At 65.7% G+C, this 16,754-nt stretch carries 18 protein-coding genes; 9 read left to right on the top strand and 9 right to left on the bottom strand.

Annotation, left to right across the window (positions count from 1 at the left end):
- Positions 1-777: 777 nt before the first annotated feature.
- The 3 genes from Q8Q88_RS22640 to Q8Q88_RS22630 are packed head-to-tail and all read right to left on the bottom strand — an operon-like array spanning position 778 to position 4,169.
- Entirely contained in the window at positions 778-2,358 is a 1,581-nt protein-coding gene (locus Q8Q88_RS22640) for a calcium-binding protein (RefSeq protein ID WP_305677445.1), read from the bottom strand.
- A 60-nt stretch (positions 2,359-2,418) separates the two neighbouring features.
- Positions 2,419-3,726: a calcium-binding protein gene (locus tag Q8Q88_RS22635; RefSeq protein ID WP_305677444.1), complete on the bottom strand. Its 1,308-nt coding sequence runs from the start codon at positions 3,724-3,726 to the stop codon at positions 2,419-2,421.
- The gene (locus Q8Q88_RS22630; protein ID WP_305677443.1) at positions 3,723-4,169 is read right to left on the bottom strand and encodes a hypothetical protein; all 447 of its coding nucleotides are present in this window, start codon (positions 4,167-4,169) and stop codon (positions 3,723-3,725) included. The genes Q8Q88_RS22635 and Q8Q88_RS22630 overlap by 4 nt, the downstream gene beginning before the upstream one ends.
- Before the next feature lie 270 nt (positions 4,170-4,439).
- Here Q8Q88_RS22630 and Q8Q88_RS22625 point away from each other — a divergent pair, with 270 nt between their 5' ends.
- The 3 genes from Q8Q88_RS22625 to Q8Q88_RS22615 all read left to right on the top strand — a co-directional run bounded on the left by Q8Q88_RS22625 (position 4,440) and on the right by Q8Q88_RS22615 (position 5,939).
- The gene (locus tag Q8Q88_RS22625) at positions 4,440-5,078 is read left to right on the top strand and encodes a transposase (RefSeq protein WP_305677442.1); all 639 of its coding nucleotides are present in this window, start codon (positions 4,440-4,442) and stop codon (positions 5,076-5,078) included.
- Between the two features lie 127 nt (positions 5,079-5,205).
- Positions 5,206-5,526: an autorepressor SdpR family transcription factor gene (locus Q8Q88_RS22620; protein WP_305677441.1), complete on the top strand. Its 321-nt coding sequence runs from the start codon at positions 5,206-5,208 to the stop codon at positions 5,524-5,526.
- Entirely contained in the window at positions 5,523-5,939 is a 417-nt protein-coding gene (locus tag Q8Q88_RS22615) for a hypothetical protein (RefSeq protein ID WP_305677440.1), read from the top strand. Before Q8Q88_RS22620 ends, Q8Q88_RS22615 begins: the two co-directional genes overlap by 4 nt.
- Before the next feature lie 198 nt (positions 5,940-6,137).
- On the opposite strand, the gene Q8Q88_RS22610 is transcribed toward Q8Q88_RS22615, so the two are convergent.
- On the bottom strand, positions 6,138-6,365 hold the full coding sequence (locus Q8Q88_RS22610; protein ID WP_305677439.1) for a helix-turn-helix transcriptional regulator: 228 nt from the start codon (positions 6,363-6,365) through the stop codon (positions 6,138-6,140).
- Entirely contained in the window at positions 6,365-6,886 is a 522-nt protein-coding gene (locus Q8Q88_RS22605; RefSeq protein WP_305677438.1) for a DUF2975 domain-containing protein, read from the bottom strand. The genes Q8Q88_RS22610 and Q8Q88_RS22605 overlap by 1 nt, the downstream gene beginning before the upstream one ends.
- Before the next feature lie 140 nt (positions 6,887-7,026).
- Between Q8Q88_RS22605 and Q8Q88_RS22600 the strand changes: the two genes are divergently transcribed.
- Both Q8Q88_RS22600 and Q8Q88_RS22595 read left to right on the top strand, forming a co-directional pair.
- Positions 7,027-7,554, top strand: coding sequence for a VOC family protein (locus Q8Q88_RS22600; RefSeq protein WP_305677437.1), 528 nt, complete (start codon positions 7,027-7,029; stop codon positions 7,552-7,554).
- A 295-nt stretch (positions 7,555-7,849) separates the two neighbouring features.
- A complete protein-coding gene (locus Q8Q88_RS22595) occupies positions 7,850-9,955 on the top strand; it encodes an ATP-binding protein (RefSeq protein ID WP_305677436.1) in 2,106 nt (701 codons plus the stop codon).
- A 12-nt stretch (positions 9,956-9,967) separates the two neighbouring features.
- Here Q8Q88_RS22595 and Q8Q88_RS22590 read toward each other — a convergent pair whose 3' ends face one another.
- Both Q8Q88_RS22590 and Q8Q88_RS22585 read right to left on the bottom strand, forming a co-directional pair.
- A complete protein-coding gene (locus tag Q8Q88_RS22590; RefSeq protein WP_305677435.1) occupies positions 9,968-10,615 on the bottom strand; it encodes an AAA family ATPase in 648 nt (215 codons plus the stop codon).
- Between the two features lie 79 nt (positions 10,616-10,694).
- The gene (locus tag Q8Q88_RS22585; RefSeq protein ID WP_305677434.1) at positions 10,695-11,669 is read right to left on the bottom strand and encodes a CorA family divalent cation transporter; all 975 of its coding nucleotides are present in this window, start codon (positions 11,667-11,669) and stop codon (positions 10,695-10,697) included.
- 125 nt (positions 11,670-11,794) lie between these two features.
- Here Q8Q88_RS22585 and Q8Q88_RS22580 point away from each other — a divergent pair, with 125 nt between their 5' ends.
- Entirely contained in the window at positions 11,795-12,196 is a 402-nt protein-coding gene (locus tag Q8Q88_RS22580) for a GFA family protein (protein WP_305677433.1), read from the top strand.
- A 62-nt stretch (positions 12,197-12,258) separates the two neighbouring features.
- A complete protein-coding gene (locus tag Q8Q88_RS22575; RefSeq protein ID WP_305677432.1) occupies positions 12,259-12,672 on the top strand; it encodes a hypothetical protein in 414 nt (137 codons plus the stop codon).
- Here Q8Q88_RS22575 and Q8Q88_RS22570 read toward each other — a convergent pair.
- Positions 12,653-13,741, bottom strand: coding sequence for a phosphatidylinositol-specific phospholipase C1-like protein (locus Q8Q88_RS22570; protein WP_305677431.1), 1,089 nt, complete (start codon positions 13,739-13,741; stop codon positions 12,653-12,655). The genes Q8Q88_RS22575 and Q8Q88_RS22570 overlap by 20 nt on opposite strands.
- 310 nt (positions 13,742-14,051) lie before the next feature.
- Positions 14,052-14,546 carry an NUDIX hydrolase gene (locus Q8Q88_RS22565; protein WP_305677430.1) on the bottom strand — a complete coding sequence of 165 codons (495 nt, stop codon included), beginning with the start codon at positions 14,544-14,546 and terminating at the stop codon, positions 14,052-14,054.
- Positions 14,547-14,662: 116 nt separating this feature from the next.
- On the opposite strand from Q8Q88_RS22565, the gene Q8Q88_RS22560 reads away from it, so the two are divergent.
- Both Q8Q88_RS22560 and Q8Q88_RS22555 read left to right on the top strand, forming a co-directional pair.
- Positions 14,663-16,297: an EAL domain-containing protein gene (locus Q8Q88_RS22560; protein ID WP_305677429.1), complete on the top strand. Its 1,635-nt coding sequence runs from the start codon at positions 14,663-14,665 to the stop codon at positions 16,295-16,297.
- Positions 16,298-16,299: 2 nt separating this feature from the next.
- Positions 16,300-16,650, top strand: a complete 351-nt coding sequence (locus Q8Q88_RS22555; protein WP_305677428.1) for a GNAT family N-acetyltransferase — start codon at positions 16,300-16,302, stop codon at positions 16,648-16,650.
- Positions 16,651-16,754 lie beyond the last annotated feature (104 nt).

Genomic DNA, 16,754 nt, shown 5'->3' with positions numbered 1-16,754 from the left:
AACGCCGATTGCCCAGTCACCTTGGACGCTCCTTGTTTCATGATTCCGTCAACCCAACCCGACCGGCCCAACAATTCGCAACCCGTCGTCGCAACAAGACGTACGTGGTTTGTTCTGGGTTCACAAGATGTTCTTTTTGGCGCAACGGCGGGGGTGCGTCCGATTTTGACGTATATCGCCTGGGGGTCGTGCGAGTTCAAACGAATGACCAGGAATTGCGTATGGCGCCGCCAGGGTTCCGAGGTTCACACACCCAGGACAACGGCTCTGCATGGTGACGTGAATCGGCGCAGGGACTACGGGGGAAAGACATGACGGCTTGGCGACGGTTCGTCGATTGGACGGCCGCTAGGACTGGAAGGTTCTGGGGAACAAGCATCGGCGCCGCAATCATGAAGGCGGGCGCAATGCTTGCAGCCTTTGCGCTGGTAGTCGGCGTTCTCCCAGCATTGGTGTTTGGCGTCGATCGGCTCGGCCGGACCATCGCCTTCTCTTGGTCCTGGGACTGGTGGCTAGGCGCTTATGTTGTCGTCGGGGCGATTGCAGGTGCCACAAGCGCCATTGGCCTCCTCGGCAGCTTCCGCCGACACGCGCTGCATCTGCTCGCGGACCCCTTCAGGCCCCAATCGCTTTAGGCTCACCTGGCCGTCATACACAGGTGGTTGGTCCCGATCGCGACCTTCACAGGCACGCCCTCCTTCATATACTCGCGCCCCCGCCGGTAGGACCAAGAAGGGCGGAGCTCAAGCTCCGCCTGTAACCTGGTCGGCCATGGAGTCAGAGAATGAAATTTGAGCTGCTAATGGAGTAGATGCTCCCGAGTTGAATCTCGAAGTCCGCCTGGCCATCGCCGTTGATGTCTCCTGATAAAGTTACGCCGGCATTTCCAGCCGTATAGCGCAGCTCACCCGCGGTCGATGTGAACGGGGCGGTGCCAATGTATGAAAAATGTTGGCGACCAAGCACGGTTGAGTTGGCGTCGACCATGCTTAGATCGAGCTTGTCCTGGGTCAAATTGAAATCGGTGATGGTGTCGCGACCTGTCGCCACGGAGCTGTCTGACAGAGCATAGTAGGCAAACACGTCGGAGCCCGCTCCGCCTGTCATTAGATCAGCGCCACCGTCTGACACAAAACGATCGCTAGACGTAGATCCAATAATTGTATCTGCCGCCGTGGTACCTACGATTTCTTCTATGTCGATAAGATGGACATTGGAGAAGTTCGATACCTGGCCGTCCGTTGGTATATACAACTTGACCCCTTCGTAGCCGTTTCCGCTGATTACCTCAACGTTTCGGATGGACTGGAACATGAAGTAAGCCCAGCTTTCACCGGCAAGGATCTGGTCATGTCCGGGACCTCCGTCGATTATATCGTAGTCCAGTCCGGCAAGGTCATAGTATAGGAAGGTGTCATTTCCCGACGACCCAATAAGTGTATCGGTTTGTGCGCTCCCCAAGATACCCGAAATGTTGGTAAGCGTAACATTTGAGAAGTCTAAATTTACCGCAACGGTGCTGACAATCTCAACTCCGACATGCCCGTTGGCCGAGATTGCTTCGATTCCACTCATGCCATTTAGGACGATATTTGCGTGATCAGTGGTCGCCATTATTGTGTCGGCGCCGGAACCACCATCGATAACGTCGCCTTTGTCGGGCGCGTCATCAAAGTAGAATACGTCGTTGCCGCCGCCGCCCGCGAGCGAGTCGGCGCCACTGTCGCCAAGGAGAGTGTCAGCCCCGTTCGAACCCACCAGGGTGTCGTTACCGCTGCCGCCCGAGACGGAAAGGATGTCAACAAGCTGCACGCCGCTAAGGTTCAACACATCCTTCTGGAAGGAGCCAGCCAGCGTAACGTTGGAGTGGCCGCCAGAAGTGACGACCTCAACGTTCGTGAGGCTCGAGACGGCAATGACCTGCCCATCGTAGGTTGCGCTGAGGGTGTCGGCGCCATCGCCGCCGTCGACTGCGTCAATACCGCCCGCCAGCCCTTCAAATCCTGCAAAGATGGCGTCGTTTCCAGCGCCCGCCGCGATGCTGTCGTCGCCGGGGCCGCCCGAAAGGTTATCCGCCCCGGCGGTGCCACTTACGTCATTGCCCGGAGAAGAGCTCATATAGGGCGCTAGACTGCTAACGTACTCGAATTGCAGGTTATCATAGTCGCCATCGGCAAAATGATAGACGTTCTGCGTCCCTCCTAGAATATAATCATAAAATGTATATTTAAATGTCACGAGATCAGAAGTAAACGCTAAGTCCACGTTTACGTGTGAATACGCATGTATGTAATCACCCGTCGATAGTATCTTTATCAGATACTCGGTTTGTCCAGCCAGCGTATACTGAACATACACCTTTAGGTCAGACCAATCCACGTCAGGAAACGAAAATTTTGTATAGTTGATCGTGTGACCTTAGATCACCCCGCTTCCAACTTGTCCTAAAAAATTTGCCCGTGCTGCGGGATTGTTTACGAACCCATCTCTATAGAAACCATCTCCCATGAAGTATGTATCGTGACCATCACCCTTGGCGAATACAATGGTATTGTTAAGTGGAGCAACATGGCCATCAACTGAATATCCGCCGCTACTCGGCGGCAAGAGTTCGATGTAGTCGTCGCCTGCGCCGCCGCTGATATAATTCTGATCACCTGTAACAACGATTATATCGCTCTCGTCACCACCCTGTACGACAGAATTGGAGGTCGTCACGATCAGAGTGTCAGCACCCTCATCTGCTTCGATAGTAACTGTATTGGCATTTACGATCAGGAGATCTGAGCCTGGCCCGCCAGATACGGTATCTGTGCCCTGGCTCGCATTGACCGTGTCGTTTCCATCGCCGCCACTGATGGAGTCATCGCCGTCACCGCCACGCAGCGAATCGTTCCCGTCGCCACCCTCCAAAGTATCCGCGCCGGCTTCGCCTAAGAGGGTGTCGGAGCCAGCCTCGCCAGCGAGATAGTCCGCGGCGTCACCACCGTTCGCACTGTCGTTTCCGCCGGCCCCGTAGGCGTAATCCGCACCAGCGCCCGTCGTAATCGTGTCATTGCCGCTCGCCCCAAAAATCAAATCTCGCGAACTGGCGTTTCCGTTCGGCGAATTGGAAGTGTCTACAATTTCGTTCGCCGTTTTTACAACTCTCGCTGCGTCAATTGTATTTCCAAATGAGTATGAGTAGTTGTCTACAAAACCTCGGCTGGTGTACGAAATAATACCAATGCCAGATCCATAGGAAAGCTGAACTTTACTGGATAGACCAAGTTCTAACGCGACGATGTTCTGTTGCTGTATTTGATATCCGTCGTAGTCGTATCCGTTTGAGTTCAAGTTTGAGGCAGTATCGGACGAATCCGGGTTTATACCAGGCCCGTTCGCCGTATCGACGTGCGCAAGCTCGTGCGCGAGCACCAATACGTCATCACCGAGAACCCATTTTCCGGTCGGGTTCAGGTAGTATTCCGCGATCGAAAAATCCAATGACAGGGCGTACCAGCCGCCGGTCGGCGAATACTGGGAATGGTTCGACGTTCCTATTCCGATGCGGAGAGGAGTTGACGCTGAGTAGCCTGATAAGAGCGCTGCTCCAGATGACGTCGACGCTAGCGTTGTCAGCGCATTTGAAATCGCGGTGATCTGAAAGGTGCTAGGGGTTGTAAGGGCCTGACCCCAGGTTACCGATGGCGAATACCACTCAACGAAGGACAGCGAGAAGGTCACGGCTGGATACCTTTCGAGCTACAAACTTGGTCGAGTTCGCCGGCTTCGGACTTGGTATTTGCTGATGCCGGACGAATCTCCATGATGTCCCGCGAGCCGCCATCAGATCGCGCAATTAGACGGCCATCGCGCTGCTTCGAGAGTATCCTGCACATTTTGTAAGATGATCCCCTCATCACGCAGAGGCGTCCGCCAGCGAAACTGTATGTCCCAATGTTCTGCTGGTTTCCGGCCGACGCGAACCAACGTCCGTCACTGCAGAATATCTCGACCTGGGGATGCGAGACCTGGACTTGAGAGCTCTCTATGATCAGCCATCGATCTTTGAGGTCGTTGAGCCATGATTGAGTAGATTCTTTGCTAGCTTCGCCATTGGCAGTACTTACTGATGCTGCAAGCGCCAGCCCCGCAAGGCCGAACACCACCCATGCGCCTCGATTCATCTCCCCCTCCGCTACTGTCCCAGCCGGCTAACGCACACAGGCTATAGTGGAGTGTTGATCAGCCGCTATGTCCAGTAGAATCACAGAACAATCTTGGTCATCTCGCTCATTCAAGGTCGACGCCTGATCGCTTGCGCCAGTGAACCAGTCCAAGCGGATACGAGCACGGGATATTCGGGATATTCGGGGACACTATACTAATTTGACTCCCCCACCCCGCCACGCCACGCTCCCCCAATGGCAAGGCTTGCTCGAGTCGTAGCGCCCGGCGTGGCGCATCACGTGACCCAGCGGGGCAACCGCCGCCAGACGACCTTCTTCTCCGACGCGGACTATGCGGTCTATCGCGACCTGCTGGCGGAGGGCTGCCGCGCGGCGGGGGTGGAGGTCTGGGGCTATTGCCTGATGCCCAACCACGTCCACCTGATCCTGGTCCCCTCCAGCGAGGACGGCTTGCGCGCGGCGCTGTCGGAAGCGCATCGGCGCTACTCCCGGCGGATCAATCAGCGCGAGGGTTGGACGGGCTATCTGTGGCAGGGGCGGTTCGCCTCGGTCCCGATGGACGGGGCGCACCTGCTGGCCTGCGCGCGGTATGTGGAACTCAATCCGGTGCGGGCCAAGCTGGTGAGCGCGCCGCAGGACTGGCCCTGGTCCAGCGCCCGGGCGCACCTGGCGGGGCGCGACGACGGGCTGGTGGCGACGGCGCCGCTGCTGGGCATGGCGCCGGACTGGCCGGACTTCCTCGCGGCCGGCCTGGGCGAGATTGAGCATCGAGCGATCCAGCGCGGAGAGCGCACCGGGCGGCCCCTGGGATCGGCCGAGTTCACCACTGACCTGGAGCGCCGGCTGGGCAGACCGTTGGCGCCTCAGAAGCGGGGGCGGAAGCCGAGGGCCGAGAAATTAGTATAGTGTCCCCGAATTAAGAGGCGGGCCATGGGCGAACCTGGGCGGCGTCGGCGGACGTCAATTTAATGCCCTGTCGTCGTAACCCTCGTTCTCACTTGACCATATTTCGATAATTAGCTAAATATGGACGATGAACAAAGTCTTCAAGGCGCTGGCCGATCCGACCCGCCGCAGGGTACTGGAGCTGCTGCGCCAGCGGCCGATGACCGCCGGGGAGCTGAGCGACCAGTTCGCGGTTTCGCGGCCGACCATGTCGGCCCACTTCGCCGTGCTGCGCGAGGCCGAGCTCATCGACGCGCATAAGCAGGGCGTTACGATCACCTACCGGCTCAAGCTGTCCGTCCTGGAGGACGCCCTCCTGGGCTTCTCCAGCATCTTCGGGATCGGCGTTCCGGACACCGGACCGGCGCCCACTATGAGCACGGTCCCCGCGAAAGAGAGAGCACCATGAAGAAGCGCCTGGCCTTCGCCCTCGGCCTCGCGGCCGTGCTCCTCGCCGCCGCCTATGGCCTACGCTACGCGGAGGACGCCGGATGGCTCGGTGCGGACGGCGCCAGGCGGGCCATGCAGATGCTGATCGGCCTCGGGCTCGCCGCCTACGCCAACACCATGCCCAAGCAGCTCGGCGCCGCCCGTGGCTCGCCGCGCGCGGAATCCAGCACTCAGGCTGCGCTCCGGGTGGGCGGCTGGTCGTTCGTGCTCGCAGGCCTCGCCTACGCCGCCCTCTGGGCTTTCGCCCCCCTGCCGCTCGCCGACGTCGCCTCCATGGCCATCGTGGTCGCCGCGATCGTCGCCACGCTCGGGTATGGCTTCTGGACCTTCACAGCCTGCCGCCGCGTTGGCCGCGGCCCGGCCAGCCGTTAGCCTGTCGTCCCTACGGCCTCCGCCTCTGGATATCCCGCCGCGGGTCTGCGTGAGGTTACGGTGACGGAGTTACGGTGACAGCGCATTTCATTTGGCCCCCGCCGCCTTCGGCGCGAGTCCTCGCTTGGCGAGCTTGAACGACCGACCGCTCTCGCGCTCCAGGCCCGCGATGAACGCCTCGTTCGATTTAATGCACCGTCACCGCAATTCCGGCGCCGGGTCGCCCCGGCGGAACTCGATGAGATCGCCGGGCTGGCAGTCGAGCACGTCGCAGATCGCCTCCAGGGTTTCGAACCGAACCCCCTTGGCCTTGCCCGTCTTGAGGATCGAGAGGTTGGCCAGGGTGATGCCGACCTTGCCCGCGAGTTCGGTGAGCGTCATGCGCCGGGCGTGCAGCATGTCGTCGATCTTGATGAGGATGGGCATCAGATCATCGCCCGCAGGTCGTCGCGCTGGCGCGCGCCTTGCTCGAACACGCTGGCCAGGACGAAGGTCAGGAGGACGGCGAGCCACCCCGCCAGGGAGAAATCCCACTCCATCGGCACATGGGAGGCCTGCACCTGATGGACCAGGAAGCCCAGGCCGACGTGCAGCACCTCGATCATCAGCAGGCACCAGGCGACCACGCGCAGGCGCGCGGCGTTCTCGGGCACGAAGGGATCCCCCGCACGGACCGTCGCCGTGATGTCCAGAAGGCGGGAGAGCAGCACGTGCACCAGGGCCAGCATGGGCGCGCCGACCAGGACCATGCCGCGGAGCGCCGGCAGCAGGCGGCCGACGTCGGCCTCCGGCATATGGGTCCGGTAATAGCCGATGAAGGCGTCCTCGTAGAAGAAGCTGGCGGCCAGCAGCAGGAAGAACCCGGACGCGGCGACGATGTTCAGCACGCGGCAGATCTGGAGCAGGCCCCGCGACATGCCGAGCGTGGCGTTGGTGACATCTGGCATCGGACGACCTCTTTGAATTATCGTCCGACGATATGGCATTTATCGTATTGCGGCAATTAAATTATTGCGTGGCGATATGCCGTGGGGATTTCGGGGACGCGGAGAAGCGGGTACAGTGTCCGCGAATTGAAGGAGCCCCCATGAGCCGCATCTTCGGCGCCGTCTGCCAGAACGGCTATGTCGTCCGCGATATCCGCGCGGCGATGGATCACTGGATCACGGTCATGGGCGTGGGGCCGTGGTTCTTCATCGAGGCGGTGAAGACCGACTATTTCCGGCACCGGGGGGCGGCGTCCGACGTCAAGATGAGCATCGCGCTCGCCAATTCCGGGGACCTGCAGATCGAGCTGATCCAGCAGACCAACGAGGCGCCCTCGATGTACAAGGAGTTCCTGGACGCCGGCCGCGAGGGGCTGCAGCACATGTCCTATTGGACCCGCGACTATCAGGGGCTCTACGACCGGGCGCTGGGCCTCGGCTACAAGGTCGGGCACGAGGGCCAGATCGGCGGGGAGCTGGGGCGGTTCGCCTATTTCGACACGGAGGCCCATCCCGGCACGGTGGTCGAGATCTCCGACATCAGCGGGAACAAGGGGCGGTTCTTCGAGCACATCAAGCGCGCGGCGGCGGACTGGGACGGCGCCGAGCCCATCCGGGCGGTGCGATAGGGCCGCAAAGGCGGTGACCGCGCCGGTTGCGACGTTCCGGAGCGCCACCTGGAGGCCTATGTGGTCCCGCCTTCACGCGCCCCGGCCGCCGAACTTCAGATCCTCAAGCCCAAGGGTGGCGACGTCTTCCGCCGCGCCCGCGACCTGGAATTGTCGCCGCGCAACTTGACGTAGGGCCTTGTGCGATAAGGCCTGCCGGACACCGGTAACCTCTGCGACAGAACGGCCGAATCGCCCGCGGTTTACGATCAGACAACACTGCCGCTTCAGCGTGGTGGAAACCGGGGGCGTTGCGTTGGGGCCGACCATCACCGAGGGACAGAGGGCGGTCCGCCAGCTGGTGACGATCGGCGTGGCGGTGATCCTGCTGGTGATCGCCGGGACAGCGGGCCTGCTCGCCTTCGCCTCGCACGCGCTCGACGAGCTGCAGGCCAGCGAGGACCGGGCGCTGATCTCCAATACGCTGAACCGCTCGCTGGCCGGGCTGGTGAGCGACGTGACCACGGCCACGGTCTGGGACCAGGCCTATGAGGAGCTGAAGCCCGGCGGCGACCAGGTCTGGGCCGACGAGGAGATCGGCACCTATTACGCCAACAACCGCGGCCACGACGCGACCCTGGTCCTCGACCGCGCCGACCGGCCCTTCTACGCCTGGACCGCCGGCGAGCGGACGGACGCCGCGAACCTGGCGGCCCTGCAACGCGACGCCGCCCCGCTGCTGCGCCGGGTGCGGGCCCTGGAGGCCGCGCGCAAGCCGCCGTCGCCCAGCCTGCGCGCCACCGACCCGGCCCTGGCCGAGACGGCGAGCGGCGTGGTGCGCTCGCGGGGCGCCTATTACCTGGTGGCGGTCTCGACGGTGACGCCGGAGAACGCCCTGTCGCCCCGCGCGCCCGGACGCGGCGTGATCGTGATCTCCGCCCAGCGGATGGACCGCCAGCTGCTGGCGACCCTGGGCGAGATGGGGATCGGCCGGCCCCGGCTGACGCCGCGCGCGCCGGCGGAGGGACAGGCCATTCCCCTGACCGACATCGACGGCCAGAGGGTCGGCAGCCTGGCCTGGGACGCCAAGCAGCCGGGGGTGCAGGTCCTGAAGACCGCCGCGCCGCCGCTGGCGCTGGGGTTCTGGCTGCTGTTCATGGCGGCGGGGGGCCTGGCCCTGCTGGTGCGCCGGGTCACCGGGCGGATGGACGTCCACGAGGCCGCCCACCGCCAGGCCATGGAAGAGCTGATCTCGGCCCGCAACCGGGCCGAGGACGCCAATCTCGCCAAGTCCCAGTTCCTGGCGAACATGAGCCATGAGATCCGCACGCCGCTGAACGGGGTGCTGGGCATGGCCGACGTGCTGTCGCGCAGCCCGCTCACCGCCGACCAGCGCGACAAGCTGCATGTGATCCGCGACTCCGGCGAGATCCTGCTGGCGGTGCTGAACGACCTGCTGGACCTGGCCAAGATCGAGGCCGGCCGCCTGGACCTCGACATCCATGATTTCGACATGGCGGCGGCGATCAATTCGGCGGTGCGTCCCTTCGCGGGCCTGGCCGCCCAGAAGGATGTCGGCTTCCGGCTGAGCCTGGGCGAGGGCGTCGCGGGGTTCTGGCGCGGCGACGCGGTGCGGCTGCGGCAGGTGCTGGCCAACCTCGCCTCCAACGCCGTGAAGTTCACCTCCGAGGGCGAGGTCGAGCTCTCGGTGTCGGTGGCGCGCGAGGGCCTCGCCTTCGCCGTGCGCGACACCGGCCTGGGGATTCCGGCCGACCGGGTCGGCGACCTGTTCGACAAGTTCACCCAGGCCGACGCCACCACCACCCGCCAGTTCGGCGGCACGGGGCTGGGCCTGGCGATCTGCCGCCAGCTGGTGGAGCTGATGGGCGGCGCGATCTCAGCAAGCAGCGAGCTGGGCGCCGGATCGACCTTCAGCTTCCACGTGCCGATGCAGCGAATGGGCGATGTCACCCTGGCGGCCGACGCGGGCCTGGAGACGCAGGCCGAGATGGCGCCGCTTCGCGTCCTGGCGGTCGAGGACAACAAGACCAATCAGCTGCTGCTCACCGCCCTGCTCGGCCCCATGGGCCTCGACATCCAGCTGGCCGGGGATGGGAGCGAGGCCGTCGTCCTGTTCGGCGAGGCGGAGTGGGACCTGATCCTGATGGACATCCAGATGCCGCTGATGAACGGGATCGAGGCGACCAAGGCGATCCGGCTGCTGGAGCGCAGCCTGGGTCGCCGGAAGACCCCGATCCTGGCCCTGTCGGCGAATGTGATGCGCGACCAGGTCGGCGAGTATCTCGCCGCCGGCATGGACGGCTTCGTGGCCAAGCCGATCAACGCCGCGGAGCTGATCCGGGCCATGCAGGAGGCCTTGGAGCCGGCGGAGGGCACGGTCCAGGCCGTGGGCCTGGGCTAACCCATAGACCGCTCATCCCGCCGCGCGGTGCGGCAGGGCGAAGTGGCGGATGTAGGCCCAGAGCTCGGCGATCTCCAGGGCGGCGGCGGGGTCGCCGGCCTCCTCGGCGGAGCGGCCGGTCTCCAGCGCGCTCTGATAGACCATGCGCGAGCGGATGAGGGTCGGCGCGATCGGCTGGGAGAGCACCGCCAGGGCGCGCAACGCCCGACGGACCGCGGGGGATTCGACCCCCTCGCGGGCGGGAGGCGCCTGGTTGACCACCAGCAGCAGAGGCTTCTTCAGGCGGCGGATAATGGCTACCGACTCGATGGCCGCGGCCAGGTCCAGGAAGGCCGGGCGGACCACCAGGAGGCAGAGGTCGGCGAGTACGATGGCGCTGGCCTGCTCCTCCGTGACGCCCGCGGCGGTGTCGATGATCATGACGTCGGTCCCGCGGCGCACGGCGCTCATCTGCAGGTCGTAGAGCTTGGGGCCGGCGATGGCGACGCGATCGGGACCGAGGCCGTGGCGCGCGCGCAGGGCCTCGATGGCGGAGCGTTGGGGATCGACGTCGGCCAACAGGGTGTGCCACCCGCGCAGCCAGGCGGCCAGGGCCAGGTGGACGGCGAGCGTGGTTTTGCCCGAGCCGCCCTTGCGGGCGACCAGCGCGATGGTGAACATCCGGCCCTCCCTCCCTGGGAGGGACCTGATTAACGGTCGGCGGGGGCTAAGCGTTGCGCTAGGCTGACCGCCGGCCCCTCTACGGCATGATCCTCATCCGCCGCAGGACGAACCAAGCCCCGCCCACGACCGCCAGGCAGAGGGTCGAGGCGACGACGAAGCCCGCGCGGTCGTCGGCGAAGGGGATGCCCGGCAGGTTCATGCCGAAGGCCCCGACGATCAGGGTGGGCGGGATCAGCAGGCTGGACATGACGGTGAGCGCGCGCATGCTGCGATTGGTGGCGCTGGTGATGCGGGTGTCGAGCTCCTCGTGCAGCAGGCGGGCGCGCTCCTGCAGGCTGACGGTCTCCCGATCGAGGTCCTCGGCCTCCTGCGCCAGGCGCGAGAGCTGGGCGGGGAGGACCGCGACCTTGTGGGCCTCGCGCGGGGTCATGGCCCGGTGCAGGGCGCTGCGCAGGCCGAGATATTCCCGGTGGTCGCGCGACAGGCCCCTGCGCAGGGGGCCGAGCTTGACCCCGTCCAACTCGCCCGCATCGGCCAGCATGCGGTCTTCGATGCGGTCCAGGGCCTCGGCGGCGGCGTGCAGGCGGGCCTCGGCGATGTCCACATAGCGTTCGACGAGCCGGATCACCGCCTCGGCCGGCGAGGCCAGGCATCCGCCCCGCTCGAGGTCGCGACGCACATCGTCCACCACGCACAGCGCCTGGCGGCGCGCGGTGATCAGCCGCCGCGGTCCCATGGCGAACATCAGCCGGCCGACTCCAATGGCGGCGCCGTCCAGGTCGCGCTCGAAGTCCGGCAGGACGCCATAGGCCCAGTCCCCGGCGAACTGGATCTGCACCCGCTGCTCGGCGCGCAGGATCAGTTCGAGCGCGGCGGCGGGCGGTTCCTCGAGCTGTTCGAGATGGAGCCGGGCGCGCTGGTCGCTAAGCGGGAAATGGATCCAGACCCAGTCATGGCCGGCCGGCGCGGGGGCCAGGGTCTGATCGGTCAGTGCGGTGGCCGCGCCGTCGCGGAAGGCATAGGCCCAGAGGAAGGCGCCCGTCTGGGCCATGATCAAGTCCCCCGCCGCATGGCGAAGGCCCATCCTGCCGGGGTTCTGTGACGATCCGGCGTCGGACGATAGCGCCGGCGACGCATCAGGCGCTATGACGGGGGAGTTCAGCGAAAGACCCCGCCATGCACACCGGATCCTGTCTCTGCCGCGCCGTCCGTTTCGAGGTCGCGGGAGACCTCGCGCCCGTCCAGGTCTGCCACTGCGGCGACTGCCGAAAGGCGCAGGGCGGGGCGTTCGCGACCAATATTCCGGTGGCGACGGCGGACTTCACCCTGCTGAGCGGCGAAGGCGAGCTGCGCGCCTATGAGTCCTCGCCGGGCAAGGAGCGGGTGTTTTGCGGGCGCTGTGGGAGCCCGGTGTTCAGCCGCCTCCTGGCCAAGCCCGAGGTGCTGCGCCTGCGCGCCGGGACCCTGGACGAGCCGGTGGCGACGGAGATCGGCTTCCACGCCTATGTGGCGTCGAAGGCCGGCTGGTGGCCGATCACCGACGACGCGCCCTGCTACCTCGGCGGGCGACCGGCTTAAGCGTCACCAGAACCCGACCCCGCGCTGACACGTTCCGGACCCCGACGGGAACGGAGGATATGATGCGAAAGCTGATCAGCATGGGGGCCGCGGCCACCCTGATCCTCGCCCCCGCCCTAGCGCTGGCGCAGGACGAACCGAAACCGGAGAAGGAAAAGCCCGGAATCATGGAGACCATCGGCGGAACCGTGGGCGGCGTGGCGGCCTCAGCGGCGGGAACCGCAGCCGGCGGCCCCTTGGGCGGCGCCGCGGCCGGCATGGCCGGCCAGAAGGCCGGCGGCCTCCTCGGCAAGCTGTTCAAGCGCAAGAAGGCCGAACCGCCGCCGGTGGAGATGGCGCAGGCCCCTCCCCCGCCGCAGGCCCACATCTCCTCGGCGCCGCTGGACGTGCCGCCGGTGGACATGCCGGCGGAGACGCCGGTGCGCGATCCGACGATGACGGCGCCCGACCTGGCGCTTATTTCGACGCCGGACTGAGCCGCGCCGCCCCGCCGCCCGGCAGGTGGGCCTCGTAGGGGCCGAAGCGCGGGTCTGGCTTCATATAGTCGGTGGAGACGTACTGGGCGCCTGCGGCGAAGGCGGCGTCCTGTCGGCTGCGGTCATTGGTTCGAGCCTCGGCGGTGTCGGCATCGGCTCGGGTGCGGACGATGAGGCCGGCCCTGACCGCCGCGGCGATGCGGTCGGCCTGTTCCTTTGGCTCGTTCAGGGTGATGTAGGCCGCGGCCGGCGAGGTCTCGTCGATGTTGACGAACATCACCCGGCCCTCCAGCGACTTGCGGGCGCCGCGATAGATGACGACCTGCTCGATGGGCGCGTCGAGGGCGAACATCACCTTGCCGCGCGCGGACTTGAGCTTCGGCCAGGCGTGGGCGAAGGCGGCCTCGCGCAGGGTGGCGCGGCGGCCCTGGACCTGGTCGGGGGTGATCAGCTCGCCGGGCTGGAAGACCGAACGGATCTCGCCGTCGACGGCGTCCATGGCCGCGGCGTCGAAGGGCTGGGCGAGCACGGCGCCAGGGATGTCCAGCTTGCCCTCCTTGAGGTTCAGCAGGATCAGCAGCGGCACATGGTCGGGGTGGGCCTTGGACCAGGCGCGAATCTCCGCCAGGCAGCCGGTGAACAGCGGGCAGTTGGAGCGGTAGTCCAGGTCCTGGACATGCATGACCTTGAAGCCCGGACCCTTTAGCGGCGCGAGGTCGTAGGGCAGATCGTCGGCGAATTTCTTGACCAGGGGATCGGCGTAACGACCGCCCTGGGGGTCGTAGAGGATGTCCAGCTCCAGTTGACGGGCGCCGGCGGCGAGCTGGTCGGTCAGGGGCGGATGGGCGTAGTCGAGGCCGGCCGCCTCCTTGGGATTGGAGCCGCGCAGCAGCTCAATCTGGGCCGGCGAGATCGCCTGCTTGTAGGAGTTGTGCGTGCCGATCGCCTGGATCTGGTTGATCCTGAGCGCGTCGACCCGGGGGCGGGCGCAGCCGGGTTCCCCGGAGGGCGCCTCCAGGTCGCAATTGGCGGCGATGGCCAGGGCGGCGGCGAACAGCGATGCGATCATGGGGTGTGCCTGGGTTTCGTGTTCAACACTACGGATGAGGGGTCGAATGTCCTATCCGGTTGGCGGCGGCGTAGCCGCGAACGTCAAAGGACTGAACCACGAACCACACGAACGGCACGAACGGTCGGCTTTACGGCCTATCGAGTTCGGCTCCGTTCGTGTGGTTCGTGTGGTTCGTGGTTCAATTTGGCTTCGCCGGCGTGACCTGAGAGTTCCGAGAGACCCCTCATCCGACCTTGCTCCGCAAGGCCACCTTCTCCCGCAAGGGGGAGACGGGACGCGAATTACCGCGACCTTGTGACTGTCTCGCCTAGGTCTTCACCCGCGTCACGGTGATCTCCAGCGGCGGGTCGGGATAGGCGCCCGCGGCGATGTCGGGGATCAGTTCGAGGAAGCGCTCGGGATAGATGCGTTCGGTCAAGCCCGCGAGATCGGCCGGGGTCCACCAGCGGATGTCGTCGATCAGTTCGGTTTCGTAATCGGCCCAGCCCGCGCGGGAGGGCTCGCCGCCGGGGCAGCGGCCGACGAAATAGTGCTCCCTGAACAGCACCTGCTCGCCGGTGACCAGGTTCCCCGCCCCGGACCGGGTCCAGACCACCGGGCCGAGATCGACCTCGGTGAAGCCGGTTTCCTCGGCGACCTCGCGGCGCGCCGCCTCGATCAGGGTCTCGCCGGCATCGACGCCGCCGCCGACCGTGTGCCAGGCCGAGCTGCTGGCCGGGCGGCCCGGCATCCGGCCGCGCAGCAGCAGGATGGCCCCGGCGGGATCGAACAGCAGCACTCGGGATGTCAGGCGCTCGCGCATGGGACGGATATAGCGCCATTAGGTCGCGGCTGGCGACGGGGAGCTGTCCGGGCGTCTCAACGCCAAATTAAGCCCAGCCGTTACAAGATGTTGGTCGCATCCAAGGGAGAGCCGCCTTGCAGCTCAGTCCGCAACGTCTGCTTGGCTTCGCGTTCGCCAGCGCGGACCTTCTCCTCGAGATCACCGCCGACAGCAGGATCGGGTTCGCGATCGGCGCCAGCGAGGCGCTGTCCGGCTCGGCCGAGACCGCCCTGGTCGGCCGCGCCTGGCGCGACTTCATCGATCCCCGCGACCGCCCGATGGTCGAGGCCCTGCTGAAGGGCCTGAACGAAGGCGGGCGTGGCGGGCCGGTGGTGGTGACCCTGGCGGGTTCGGCCGGCGCCAGCGAGCGCGCCGCCTCGTTCACCGCCTTCCGCATGCCGGGCAATGAGGGGGCGATCTCCTGCGCCTTCAGCCGCGCCGCGGCCAAGGTGATGCACGGCCTGCACGACAAGAGCTCCTTCGAGACCGCCACCGCAGCGCTCATCGAGACCGCCAAGTCGACCGGCCAGGAGCTGGAGATGGCCCTGATCGAGCTGGGCGGCCTGGGCACGCTGCGCAAGCTGCTGGGCCCCGAGGCGTCCAAGGACCTCGACGACCGTCTGGCCGGCGCCCTGCGCGCCCAGTCGCACGGCGGCGGCGCGGCCGCCATGCTGGGATCGGATCGCTTCGCCCTGGTGCGCCCCAAGGGCGACAGCGTGGACGCCCTGGTCCAACGGCTGATCCAGCTGGTGGCGATCGACCCCAAGCATGGCGTCAACCCGGATGCGCGGGCCATGAGCCTGATGGGCGACGCCTCTCCCGGCCAGATCCTGCGCGCCCTTCGCTTCTCGCTGGACAACTTCATCAAGGACGGCATGGACGGCAAGCCGTCCACGACCCTGAACGAGGCGGTCAGCCGCTCGGTGCAGCGCACCCTGGTGGAGGTCGGCGCGCTCGGCGAGGCGGTCAGCGAGAAGCGCTTCCGGCTGGTCTACCAGCCGGTGGTGAACCTCAAGGCCAACGCCGCCCTGCACCATTACGAGGTCCTGGTGCGCTTCGGCGACAACGCTAGCCCCTTCCCGATGATCCGCATGGCCGAGGAGCTCGACCTGATCGAGGCCCTGGACATCGCCGTGGTCGAACAGACCATCGCCAAGCTCGCCTCCGATCCGAAGCTGAAGCTGGCGGCCAACATCTCCGGCCGCACCATCACCAGCCCGGCCTTCGTCCAGGCGGTCAAGGCGATGCTGGTCAAGACCCCCGAGGCCTGCGGCCGGCTGTTGTTCGAGATCACCGAGAGCGCGGCCATCGACGACCTGGCCGTCGCCGACCGCCACCTGAAGGCCCTGCGCTCCGAAGGCTGCATGATCTGCCTCGACGACTTCGGCGCCGGGGCCGCCTCGCTCGCCTATCTGCAGCAACTGACCCTCGACATCGTCAAGATCGACGGCCGCTACATCCGCGAGCTGCAGCACGGCGGCCGCGAGAGCACCTTCATCCGCCACCTGGTGACCATGTGCGCGGAGCTGGGGGTCAAGACCCTGGCCGAGATGGTGGAGAACGCCAACGCCGAGGAGGCCGTGCGCCGGGCCGGCGTCGACTTCGCCCAGGGCTGGTTCTACGGCGCGCCCGCCGACACGCCGGAACAGCCGTCGGGTGGTCTGGTCGACACCCTCGCCCACGTGAAGCCCGCCGCGCGGCGGATGGGATCGGTGGAGGGCTGGGGCTAGCATTGCACGAGCCGAGCTTCGAGACAGCGCGGCTTGTCCTACGCTCGCGCATTCGCGCCGACCTGGATGCCTGCGTCGCCATCAACAGCGACCCCGAGGTCATGCGTTACCTGGGCGACGTCTGGCCGCCGGAGCGCCAGCGCGAGCATCTCGGTCGCCAGATCGACGCCGATTTCGGTCCGGACCTCGGCTACTGGAGCCTGTTCGCGAAGGCCGCGCCTAGTGAGCTGCTCGGCTGGGTTTTGTTGTCGCCCCTGCCGCAAACCGATGACATCCAGCTTGGCTATCGTTTGCGACGCGACGCCTGGGGGGCGGGTCTAGAGCGTTTCCCGCGCCTGTTGAATCGAATGTGATTGGGGTGTGGATTCCCGAGCGGGCCGAAGCGGTGGAGTCTCCTGTTGGCTTGGACAGGAGGTTTGGGTGGCGCGGGCTTATTCGGAAGACCTTCGGATCCGGC

Origin of the sequence: Phenylobacterium sp., from assembly GCF_030697925.1 — a bacterium.
Lineage (GTDB): Bacteria > Pseudomonadota > Alphaproteobacteria > Caulobacterales > Caulobacteraceae > Phenylobacterium.
Note: the sequence above shows the minus strand (reverse complement) of the source record. Positions and strands in the feature narration are given on the sequence as shown.

Bases quoted from the DNA above. Each gene is read 5' to 3' on its own strand.
- Q8Q88_RS22565 (WP_305677430.1), bottom strand. From the start codon at position 14,546: ATGCGCGAGCGCCTGACATCCCGAGTGCTGCTGTTCGATCCCGCCGGG.
- Q8Q88_RS22610 (WP_305677439.1), bottom strand. From the start codon at position 6,365: ATGCCCATCCTCATCAAGATCGACGACATGCTGCACGCCCGGCGCATG.
- Q8Q88_RS22580 (WP_305677433.1), top strand. From the start codon at position 11,795: ATGCACACCGGATCCTGTCTCTGCCGCGCCGTCCGTTTCGAGGTCGCG.
- Q8Q88_RS22630 (WP_305677443.1), bottom strand. From the start codon at position 4,169: ATGAATCGAGGCGCATGGGTGGTGTTCGGCCTTGCGGGGCTGGCGCTT.
- Q8Q88_RS22615 (WP_305677440.1), top strand. From the start codon at position 5,523: ATGAAGAAGCGCCTGGCCTTCGCCCTCGGCCTCGCGGCCGTGCTCCTC.
- Q8Q88_RS22620 (WP_305677441.1), top strand. From the start codon at position 5,206: ATGAACAAAGTCTTCAAGGCGCTGGCCGATCCGACCCGCCGCAGGGTA.
- Q8Q88_RS22585 (WP_305677434.1), bottom strand. From the start codon at position 11,669: ATGGCCCAGACGGGCGCCTTCCTCTGGGCCTATGCCTTCCGCGACGGC.
- Q8Q88_RS22605 (WP_305677438.1), bottom strand. From the start codon at position 6,886: ATGCCAGATGTCACCAACGCCACGCTCGGCATGTCGCGGGGCCTGCTC.
- Q8Q88_RS22590 (WP_305677435.1), bottom strand. From the start codon at position 10,615: ATGTTCACCATCGCGCTGGTCGCCCGCAAGGGCGGCTCGGGCAAAACC.
- Q8Q88_RS22600 (WP_305677437.1), top strand. From the start codon at position 7,027: ATGAGCCGCATCTTCGGCGCCGTCTGCCAGAACGGCTATGTCGTCCGC.
- Q8Q88_RS22570 (WP_305677431.1), bottom strand. From the start codon at position 13,741: ATGATCGCATCGCTGTTCGCCGCCGCCCTGGCCATCGCCGCCAATTGC.
- Q8Q88_RS22575 (WP_305677432.1), top strand. From the start codon at position 12,259: ATGCGAAAGCTGATCAGCATGGGGGCCGCGGCCACCCTGATCCTCGCC.